This is a genomic window from Kitasatospora sp. NPDC087861, from assembly GCF_044742585.1.
GTDB lineage: Bacteria > Actinomycetota > Actinomycetes > Streptomycetales > Streptomycetaceae > Kitasatospora.
In genome coordinates, this window is sequence record NZ_JBIUUS010000041.1 from 52,756 (window position 1) to 62,597 (window position 9,842).

At 74.0% G+C, this 9,842-nt stretch carries 7 protein-coding genes; 5 read left to right on the forward strand and 2 right to left on the reverse strand.

Features of this window, described 5'->3' with window-relative positions; all coding sequences use genetic code 11:
* Nucleotides 1-28: 28 nt before the first annotated feature.
* From ACIOJE_RS35510 to ACIOJE_RS35530, 5 genes are all read left to right on the forward strand, one after another.
* Nucleotides 29-1,363 (forward strand): MFS transporter, encoded by a 1,335-nt coding sequence (locus ACIOJE_RS35510; protein WP_400782109.1) that lies wholly within the window; start codon nucleotides 29-31, stop codon nucleotides 1,361-1,363.
* Nucleotides 1,364-1,444: 81 nt separating this feature from the next.
* Nucleotides 1,445-1,834: an SCO5389 family protein gene (locus tag ACIOJE_RS35515; RefSeq protein ID WP_400782111.1), complete on the forward strand. Its 390-nt coding sequence runs from the start codon at nucleotides 1,445-1,447 to the stop codon at nucleotides 1,832-1,834.
* Between the two features lie 230 nt (nucleotides 1,835-2,064).
* Nucleotides 2,065-3,093 (forward strand): LLM class flavin-dependent oxidoreductase, encoded by a 1,029-nt coding sequence (locus tag ACIOJE_RS35520; RefSeq protein ID WP_400782112.1) that lies wholly within the window; start codon nucleotides 2,065-2,067, stop codon nucleotides 3,091-3,093.
* Nucleotides 3,094-3,317: 224 nt separating this feature from the next.
* Nucleotides 3,318-4,325, forward strand: a complete 1,008-nt coding sequence (locus ACIOJE_RS35525; protein WP_400782115.1) for an NADP-dependent oxidoreductase — start codon at nucleotides 3,318-3,320, stop codon at nucleotides 4,323-4,325.
* Between the two features lie 288 nt (nucleotides 4,326-4,613).
* Nucleotides 4,614-6,983, forward strand: coding sequence for a lamin tail domain-containing protein (locus tag ACIOJE_RS35530; protein WP_400782118.1), 2,370 nt, complete (start codon nucleotides 4,614-4,616; stop codon nucleotides 6,981-6,983).
* Between the two features lie 126 nt (nucleotides 6,984-7,109).
* Here ACIOJE_RS35530 and ACIOJE_RS35535 read toward each other — a convergent pair whose 3' ends face one another.
* Both ACIOJE_RS35535 and ACIOJE_RS35540 read right to left on the reverse strand, forming a co-directional pair.
* A complete protein-coding gene (locus ACIOJE_RS35535) occupies nucleotides 7,110-9,131 on the reverse strand; it encodes a heavy metal translocating P-type ATPase (protein ID WP_400782121.1) in 2,022 nt (673 codons plus the stop codon).
* Between the two features lie 97 nt (nucleotides 9,132-9,228).
* Nucleotides 9,229-9,690 carry a Pycsar system effector family protein gene (locus ACIOJE_RS35540; RefSeq protein WP_400782123.1) on the reverse strand — a complete coding sequence of 154 codons (462 nt, stop codon included), beginning with the start codon at nucleotides 9,688-9,690 and terminating at the stop codon, nucleotides 9,229-9,231.
* Nucleotides 9,691-9,842 lie beyond the last annotated feature (152 nt).

A 9,842-nucleotide genomic window follows, 5' to 3' on the forward strand; every position in this document is an offset into this window, starting at 1 on the left:
CGGCGCTCCTGAGCCGACCCATCGCACCGTGCCCGGTCCCGAGCGGCAACCACCGCCCGGGGCCGGGCACCCGCGGTCGCGGGGTGTCCGGAATTCGCAGGTCGGTGTCCTGCTGTTCAGCTTCGCCTCGCTGCTCGGCGGCCTGGCCACCTCCCCCGCCTGGCTGCTGGCGGCCCGCTCGCTGCAGGGCACGGGCGGGGCCATCGCCTCGCCGACCGCGCTCGCGCTGATCGCGACCAACTTCGAGGAGGGCCCGGCGCGCAACCGCGCCTTCGGCGTCTACTCCGCCGTCGCCGGGGCGGGCGGCGCCGTCGGCCTGCTCACCGGCGGCATGCTGACCTCCTGGCTGTCCTGGCGGTGGGTGCGCTTCGTCAACGTGCCGATCGGCCTGGCGATCGCTCTGCTGGCGCCGCTGTACATCAACGAGTCCGAACGGCGCCCCGGGCGCTTCGACCTGGCCGGCGCGTTCACCGCCACGGCGGGCATGGTCTCGCTGGTCCTCGGCTTCATCCGGGCCTCCGATCACGGCTGGACGGACTCCGTGACGCTCACCGCGTTCGGCCTCGCCGTGGTGCTGCTGGCGGCCTTCCTGTTCACCGAGCGACGGATGCCACAGCCGATCACCCCGCTGCACCTGTTCCGCGACCGCAACCGCGCCGGTGCCTACGGGCTGATGCTCTGCGTCGCCGCGACGATGTTCAGCGTCTTCTTCTTCATCACGCTGTTCGTCCAGGACATCCTCGGATTCAGCCCGCTGCGGGCCGGCTTCGCGTTCCTGCCGATCAGCGTGGCGATCGTCACCGCCGCCCAGTTCGCCGCCCGCAACCAGCTGCGGTACGGTCCCAAGCCCTTCCTGGTGGCGGGCTCGCTGCTGGTGCTGGGCGGGGTCCTGCGGTCCACCCGGATCGACGTCGACACCGGCTACCTCGGAGGGGTCCTCGGCCCGACCCTGCTGTTCGGCTTCGGGATGGGTTCGATCTTCGTCCCGGTGATGCTGACCGCCGTCTCCCACGTGGCCCCGCACGAGACCGGCGCGGCCACCGGCACGCTCAACACCACCCAGCAGGTGGGCGGCTCGCTGGGCCTGTCGATCCTGGTCACGGTGTACGGCACGGCCAGCCGGAACGAGACCCGGCGGCAGGTCGGCGCGTTCCTGCGGCAGGCCGATCCGCAGCAGGCGGCCGAGTTCGGGGCGACCGGGAAGCTTCCGGCGCCCTACTCCTCGGAGGTGCTGGTGCACGGCATCTCCAGCGCGTTCGAGCTGGGCCTGGTCTTCGCGGCGCTGGCGGTGGTGATCGCCCTGTTCGTCCTCACGGCCCGCCGGGAGGCGCCGCCCGTCAGCCCTTCGGGGGACGGCACTTGACAGGGTGTCCGGGCATCGAAGACAGTCCATCTTGCAATGGTTTTCATCTTCGATAACCAGACACCGCGAAAGAGGACACCCATGTCGCTCGACGTCTCCCCCGCCCTCCTCGCCCAGGCCGAGCACGGCCAGGTCAGCGAGGCCGACTTCCTCGACACCGTCCGCACCTCCCTCCCCTACGCCTACCAGGTCGTCGCCGGCCTCAGCACCGAACTCTGCTCCACCGAGGCCGAGTTCACCACCGACAACACCACGCCCACCGACGAGGAGCGCGCCCAGCTGCTGCGCGCGCTCGCCAGCAACGCCATCCGCGGCAGCCTGGAGGGCCACTTCGGCGTCAAGCTCGCCTTCGTCAACTGCCACCGCGTCGGCGCGTTCCGCCCCGGCACCGAGGACGGCGACGCCTACCGCGAGTTCACCTCGCTGCGGAACCAGATCCGGAACCAGAGCCCCGAGCTGCGCAGCTGCTGACCGACGACGGCGCGGCGGGCTCCGCCCGGGCGGAGCCCGCCGCACTGCGCGAGGCCGGACGGCAGGTGCCGAGGACGGTGAACCGGGATTGCGCCGCGTAACACGCGGATGTCCGATCCCGCGCCGATCTTGTGGGGTCGCGAACCACCTGCGTACGTTCGAAGGGCACCGCCCACCCGGCCCGCCCGGCCCTCCCGGGGGCCGCCTCACACCACCCGGAGCCACCCACCATGCCGCCGACCCCACGACCGCTGCGGAAACTCGGCTTCCTGACCATCGGGCTGTTCGACGAGGCCGACCCCCGCCAGGGCCACGAATCCACCCTCGACCTCATCGTCCTCGGCGAGCAGCTCGGCTTCGACAGCGCCTGGCTCCGCCACCGCCACCTCCAGTACGGCATCTCCTCCCCGATCGCCGTCCTCGCCGCCGCCTCCCAGCGCACCGGCCGGATCCACCTCGGCACCGCCGTCACCCCGCTCGGCTGGGAGAACCCGCTGCGCCTCGCCGAGGACCTCGCCACCGTCGACGTCCTGTCCGGCGGCCGCATGAACGCCGGGTTCAGCGTCGGCCCGCCCACCCACTACGACCGGGTCCGCGGCGCGCTCTACCCCGACACCGGCGAACACGAGGACTTCAGCCCCCGCCGCGCCGAGCGCCTCCTCGACCTCGTCCGCGGCGAACCCGCCTCCGACTTCGCCGGCACCGAGGGCATCGAGGTGTACTCCCGTCGGGTCCAGCCGCACTCCCCCGGTCTGGCCGCCCGGCTCTGGTACGGCGCCGGCAGCCTGCGCTCCGCCCGCTGGGCCGGCGAACACGGGCTCAATCTGCTCACCAGCAGCGTCGTCAAGGCCGAGGAGTCCGAGGACTTCGCCGAGATCCAGCGCGCCCAGATCCGCGCCTTCCGCGCCCACCACCCCGACGGCGAGCGCGCCCGCGTCTCCCAGGGGCTCGTCGTCATCCCCACCGACAGCGCCACGCCCGAGCAGCGCGCCAGGTACGAGGCGTACGCCCTCGCCCGCACCCCACGCACCCTCGCCCCGCAGGGCCCGGCCCGGATGGTGTTCGCGCCCGACCTGGTCGGCACGTCCGCGGAGATCGCCGAGCAGCTGCACGCCCACGCCGGGTACCGGGAGGTCGACGAGGTCGCCTTCGCGCTGCCGTTCACCTTCGCCCGGGAGGACTACGTCCAGATCCTCACCGACATCGCCACCCGCCTCGGCCCCGCCCTCGGCTGGCAGCCGGCCACCGGGCGCGGCTGACCGGCCGGGGCCCTCAGCCGGCGGTTGCCCGGAACGCACCGAGGAGGGAGCGGTGCCGATCGACGGCAACTCGAACAGGCGAGCCCCTGGTCGGTCCGAACCCCCACGGTACGGGCAGGGAACCACCCGGGACACGGGATCGGGGCGGGTTCTGGCCAGATGACTAAGCGCTTGCTTAGAATCAGGCGTCCGGAGCAGGACCGAGCACGCCCACAGGAGACGCCATGAACGCGATCAACCGTCAGATCCGCCTCGCCCGCCGGCCGGTCGGGGAAGTGCAGGCGGAGGACTGGGCGCACGGGGCGGAACCGGTGGGGGCGGCGGGGGCCGGGGAGTTCGTGGGGCGGACGCGGTACATCTCGCTGGACCCGGCCATGCGCGGGTGGCTCGACGACCGTCCGTCGTACGTTCCGCCGGTGGCGCTGGGCGAGGTGATGCGGGCCGGGTCGGTGGTGGAGGTCGTCGAGTCGAACCACCCGAAGTACCGGGTCGGCGACCACGTGGTGGGGACCTTCGGAGTCCAGGAGTACGTGGTCTCGGACGGCAAGGGCACCCTGAAGATCGACACCGCGCTCGCGCCGCCGTCCACGTACCTCGGCGCGCTCGGCCTGCCCGGGATGACGGCCTACTTCGGGCTGCTGGACGTCGCGGCGCTGAAGGAGGGCGAGACCGTGGTGGTCTCCGGCGCCGCCGGGGCGGTCGGCACCATGGTCGGGCAGATCGCCAAGGTGAAGGGCTGCCGGGTGGTCGGCATCGCGGGCGGCCCCGAGAAGTGCGCGCTGCTGACCGGCGAGCTGGGCTTCGACGCGGCGATCGACTACCGCTCGGAGGACGTCCGCAAGGCGCTGCGCACCCACGCCCCGGACGGCATCGACGTGTACTTCGACAACGTCGGCGGCGCCATCCTGGACGCCGCGCTGACCAGGCTCGCGATGCACGCCCGGGTGGTGATCTGCGGGGCGATCAGCCAGTACAACACCGAGACCGCCGTGCAGGGCCCCTCCAACTACCTGTCGCTGCTGGTGCGGCGGGCCCGGATGGAGGGCTTCGTGGTGTTCGACTACGCGCGCCGGTACCCGGAGGCGGCCAAGGAGCTCACGGGCTGGATCGCGGACGGCCGGATCAAGGTCAAGGAGCACGTGGTGGAGGGGACGGTGGACGACTTCCCGGAGGTCCTCGGGATGCTGTTCCGCGGGGAGAACACCGGCAAGCTGGTGCTGCGCCTGGCCTGAGCGAAGGCGTCCCGGGCGGCCGCCCCGCCCCACCCGCTCCGATCGACGGCCGACCACCGGCAACCACCGCCCCTGGGCCGACTGCTGACGGTCCGTACGGGTCGGCCGCGCCGGAACCCCGGCTCCCACTTGTTGCCCTGCGAACCGTTCTTCCGCCGTACATCTGGTCGTCGCCTGCCGCGCACGGTAGGGATCGGGTGGCGTTGCTACAACCGCAGCGCCCGAACTTTCCTGTCCGTGTTCACACCGCCGGGCCACCCGCCCGCGCGGCCGTCAGGAGGAAGCCTCATGCGGAGAACCCAGCGAGTCCGGCGCAGAGCGATGGCGGGCGCGTCCGCCGCGGCCGTGGTGGGGGCGCTGCTGGCGCTGCCCGGCGGCGTGGCCCAGGCGGCGTCGCCCGACGTGGTGATCAGTCAGGTGTACGGCGGCGGCGGCAACTCCGGTGCGCCGTACGCCAATGACTTCATCGAGCTGTACAACCGGGGCAGCGCGCCGGTGTCCGTCGCCGGCTGGACGGTGCAGTACGCCTCGGCGGGCGGCGCGTCCTGGGCGCGGACCGCGTTGTCCGGCACGATCGCGCCGGGGCGCTTCCTCCTCGTGCAGGAGGCCGCCGGGGCCGGGGCCGGGGCTGCCCTGCCGACGCCGGACGCCACCGGGACGATCGCCCTGGCCGCGACCGCCGGCAAGGTCGCGCTGGTCACCAACGGCACTGCACTGACCTGCAGTTCGGGTTGCGCGACCCAGCCCGGGGTGAAGGACCTGGTCGGCTACGGGTCGAGCGCCAGTACCGCCGAGGGCTCGCCGACCGGCAACCTGTCGAACGCCACCGCCGCCCTGCGCGTCGGCGGCGGCGCCACCGACACCGACAACAACGCGGCGGACTTCACGGTCGGCGCACCGGCGCCGCGCAACTCCGCGTCCACCGGCGGCGGCGGCACCACCGGCGCCCGAATACACGACATCCAGGGCGCGGCCCGCACCTCCCCGCTCGCCGGCGGTGCGGTGAGCGCGGTGCCCGGCGTGGTCACCGCCGTCGGGCCCAACGGGTTCTGGTACCAGGACCCGCAGCCCGACAACGACCCCGGCACCAGCGAGGGCGTCTACGTCTACACCGCCGGCGCGCCCTCCGTCGCGGTCGGCGACTCGGTCACGGTGAGCGCCACCGTCAGCCAGTACCGCCCCGGCGGCAGCGGCGGCACCACCAACCTGTCGATCACCGAACTCACCGCGCCCACCGTCACCGTGCTCGCCCACAACGCGCCGCTGCCCGCCGCCACCCTGGTCGGCCCCGGCGGGCGGGTGCCCCCGGCGGCGGTGATCTCCAGCGTCACCACCGGTGACGTCGAGACCGCCGGCGCCTACCAACCCGCCACCGACGGCCTGGACTTCTGGGCGTCCCTGGAGGGCATGCGGGTCGAGATCGACAACGCGGCCGTGGTCGGCCCCAGCAACAAGTACGGCGAGGTCCCGGTCGTCCCGCCGGGCAGCACCACCCGCACCGACCGGGGCGGCATCCTGCTCCAGGCGGGCGACGGCAACCCGGAGCGGGTGACCCTGGCCGGCGCGCTCGCGCCTACCCCGACCGCCAACGTCGGCGACACCCTGACCGGCGCGACCGTCGGCGTGCTCGACTACTCCTTCGGCACCTTCAAGCTTCAGGTCACCGCGACTCCCGCGGTCACGCCCGGTGGCCTCGCCCCCGAGGTCACCGCCGCCCCGGCGGCCGGCCAACTCGCCGCCGCCACCTTCAACGTGGAGAACCTCTCCCCCGCCGACCCGCAGAGCAAGTTCGACGGCCTCGCGGCCGGCATCGTCACCAACCTGCGCGCGCCCGACCTGGTCGCCCTGGAGGAGATCCAGGACAACAGCGGCCCCACCGACGACGGCACCACGGCTCCCGACCAGACCCTCGCCAAGCTCACCGCCGCCATCTCGGCGGCCGGCGGCCCGGCCTACTCCTACCGCCAGATCGACCCGGTGGACGGCCAGGACGGCGGCCAGCCCGGCGGCAACATCCGCCAGGTGTTCCTGTTCCGCACCGACCGCGGCCTGAGCTTCACCGACCGGCCCGGCGCCGGCTCCACCACCGCCGACTCGGTCGTCAACAACGGCGGCACGCCCCGACTCGCCTACTCCCCCGGCCGGATCGACCCGACCAACGCGGCGTTCACCTCCAGCCGCAAGCCGCTCGCCGGGGAGTTCCGCTGGAACGGCAAGCCGGTCTTCGTGATCGCCAACCACTTCAACTCCAAGGGCGGTGACCAGCCCCTGTTCGGCCGCTACCAGCCGCCCGCGCACCCGTCCGAGGCCCAGCGCCACAACCAGGCCGCCGCGGTGAAGGACTTCACCGACCGGATCCTGGCGGTGGACCCGAACGCGGCGGTCATCGTGCTCGGCGACCTCAACGACTTCGAGTTCTCGCAGACCGCCGACATCCTCACCGCCGGCAACTCACTGACCGACCTGCCCCGCACGCTGCCGCTGCCCGAGCGCTACACCTACGTGTACGAGGGCAACTCCCAGGTGCTGGACCACATCCTCATCTCCGGCGCACTGGCAGCGAAGCCGTACAGCTACGACATCGTGCACATCAACAGCGAGTTCAGCACCCAGCTGAGCGACCACGACCCGCAGGTCGTGCGGATCCCGCTGCCCTGACGCGGGGCGCCATCGCGGTGCCGGCCTCCCGGGTGGGGAGGCCGGCACCGCGTGCGCGGGGCGGGCCTCGCGTTGGCGGGTCGGGTGTCGCGCCGCCCGGGACCGCGCACAGCTGGTCAGCACCGCCTACCGTGTGGCGCTCGTCGACTCCTGACGGGCGCCCTCGGTACGGGCCCCGGTCCAGGCGGCCTCGCGCAGCAGCCGCAGGCCGTTGAGACCGACCAGGACGGTCGAGCCCTCGTGGCCGAGCACGCCGAGCGGCAGCGGCAGGGTGGCGACCAGGTCCCAGAGGACCAGGACGGAGATGAACACCCCGGCGAGCACCAGGTTCTGGGCGACCAGGCGGCGGGCACGGCGGGACAGCGCGATCACCGCCGGGACGGTGGCGAGTTCGTCGCGGACCACGACCGCGTCGGCGGTCTCCAGGGCCAGGTCGGAGCCGGCCCGGCCCATCGCGACGCCGGTGTGGGCGGCGGCCAGCGCCGGGGCGTCGTTGACCCCGTCGCCGATCACCAGCACCTTGCGCCCGGCGGCCTCCTGTTCCCGGACAGCCGCGACCTTGTCCTGCGGCAGCAGCCCGGCACGGACGTCGGTGATGCCGGCCTCGGCGGCCAGGTGGGCCGCGGCGCGCGGGTTGTCGCCGGTGACCAGCATCGGCGCGGTGCCGGTCAGCGCGGCCAGGGCGGCGACGGTGTCGGCGGCGTCCGGGCGCAGCCGGTCGGCGATGCCGATCAGCCCGACCGGGACGCCGTCCGCCTCGACCACGACGGCGGTGCGGCCTGCCTGCTCCAGTTCGGCGGCGACGGCGGCGGCGGCGCGGGCGGAGGGGGCGGAGGGGGCGTCCTCCCGGCCGTCGAGCAGCCGGGCGGGCGCGGCGACGGCGATCAACCGGCCGTCGACGGTGGCACTGACGCCGATGCCGGGGGCGGAGGTGAAGTCCTCGGCGGCGGCCGGGGTGAGGCCGCGGCCGCGCGCGGCGGCGACGATCGCGCGGCCCAGCGGGTGCTCGCTGGGGTGCTCGGCGGCGGCGGCCAGGGCCAGCAGGGCGTCCTCGTCCAGGCCGGAGCCGGCCAGCGGGCGCAGTTCGGTGACCCGGGGGGTGCCCTCGGTGAGGGTGCCGGTCTTGTCCAGGGCGACGGCGTCCACCTGACCGAGGCGTTCCATCACCACGGCGGACTTGACCAGGACGCCGTGGCGGCCGGCGTTGGCGATGGCCGACAGCAGTGGCGGCATGGTGGCCAGCACCACGGCGCAGGGCGAGGCGACGATCATGAAGGTCATCGCCCGCAGCAGCGAGCCGGTGAAGGCCGCGCCGAACGCGAGCGGGACGGCGAAGACGGCGAGGGTGGCGGCCACCATGCCGAGCGAGTAGCGCTGTTCGACCTTCTCGATGAACAGCTGGGTGGGCGCCTTGGTCTCGGACGCCTCCTCGACCATCGCCACGATCCGGGCGATCACCGTCTCGGAGGCGTCGCGTTCGACCCGGATCCGCAGCGCGCCGGTGCCGTTGAGGGTGCCGGCGAACACCTCGTCGCCGCGTTCCTTGGCCGCCGGCAGCGGTTCGCCGGTGATGGTGGCCTGGTCGACCTCGCCGGCGCCGTCCAGCACCCGGCCGTCGGCGCCGATCCGCTCGCCGGGCCGGACCAGGACGGTGTCGCCGACGGCGAGTTCCTGCGTCGGGACGGTCTCCTCACCACCGTCGGCACGCAGCCGGGTGGCGGTGGCCGGGGCGAGGTCGAGCAGTCCGCGCACCGAGTCGGCGGTGCGGGCGGTGGCCAGGGCCTCCAGCGCGCCGGAGGTGGCGAAGATGACGATCAGCAGGGCGCCGTCCATGACCTGACCGACGGCCGCGGCACCGAGGGCGGCGACGATCATCAGCAGGTCGACGTCGAGGGTCTTCTCCCGCAAGGCCTGGAGCCCGGCCCAGGCGGGTTCCCAGCCGCCGGTGGCGTAGGCGAGGGCGTACAGCGGGCCCCAGGCCCAGGCGGGGGCGCCGGTGAGCTGGAGCGGCAGGGCGATCAGGAACAGCACCGTCGCGGCGGCGGCCCAGCGGGCCTCGGGCAGCGCGAGCACCCGGGTGCGGCGCCGCGGGGCGGGAACCGGAGGTGCGAGCGGGGGCGCGGGGCGCTCGGTCAGGGTGGCGGGCATGGCAGGCGGGACCCTTCGGGCAGGCCGGACTCACTTCCCGCCCAGGATACATGTACATATGAACGCTCATTCATCCTTGCGCCCCGCCGCCCGCGCCTCAGGAGGGCCGGAAGGTGAGCGCGAACTGGGGCAGCACCAGGAGGAGCAAGGCGACTCCGGCCTCGATCCAGCGGTACTTCGCGCGGATGATCGCGCTGGTCCCGGCCAACGAGGACAGCAGCGGCCCCACCGGATCGCACCCCGCGCGCTCGAAGGCACCGCGCAGCCGGTCCACGCCCACACCCCCCGCGATGTGCCCGAAGTAAGCAGGGCCCGTCGGGGCACGCCGCGCACCCTTCCGGTACCGGGGGACGAGAGCGACCACGAAGCAGGCCGCGGCCAGCAACGCACTCGCCACGGCGGTCCACCACAGGACCTGGACCGGCCAGGCACGGGCGCCGGATCCACCGTCGCCGCCGCCATTCAGCGGGATGAAGACCCCGAGGAGCGCGCCGGTGAACGCCAGGAACACGGCGGCCTTGGCATCGGCCCGCGCGAGCTCCGCGCTGTTGGCGGCCACCAGACGCTCGATCGCCGCCACCGTCGGCGGCGCCGGCAACGTCGTCGCCCCCCGGGCGGCCGCCCCCGCCCGGGCGCCCCCCCCGGGCCCCCCCCCCCCGCCCCCCCCCCCCCCCCGCGCCCCGGGGCCCCCCCCCCCCCCCACGCCCCCCC

Bases quoted from the DNA above. Each gene is read 5' to 3' on its own strand.
- ACIOJE_RS35515 (WP_400782111.1), top strand. From the start codon at position 1,445: ATGTCGCTCGACGTCTCCCCCGCCCTCCTCGCCCAGGCCGAGCACGGC.
- ACIOJE_RS35520 (WP_400782112.1), top strand. From the start codon at position 2,065: ATGCCGCCGACCCCACGACCGCTGCGGAAACTCGGCTTCCTGACCATC.
- ACIOJE_RS35525 (WP_400782115.1), top strand. From the start codon at position 3,318: ATGAACGCGATCAACCGTCAGATCCGCCTCGCCCGCCGGCCGGTCGGG.
- ACIOJE_RS35530 (WP_400782118.1), top strand. From the start codon at position 4,614: ATGCGGAGAACCCAGCGAGTCCGGCGCAGAGCGATGGCGGGCGCGTCC.
- ACIOJE_RS35535 (WP_400782121.1), bottom strand. From the start codon at position 9,131: ATGCCCGCCACCCTGACCGAGCGCCCCGCGCCCCCGCTCGCACCTCCG.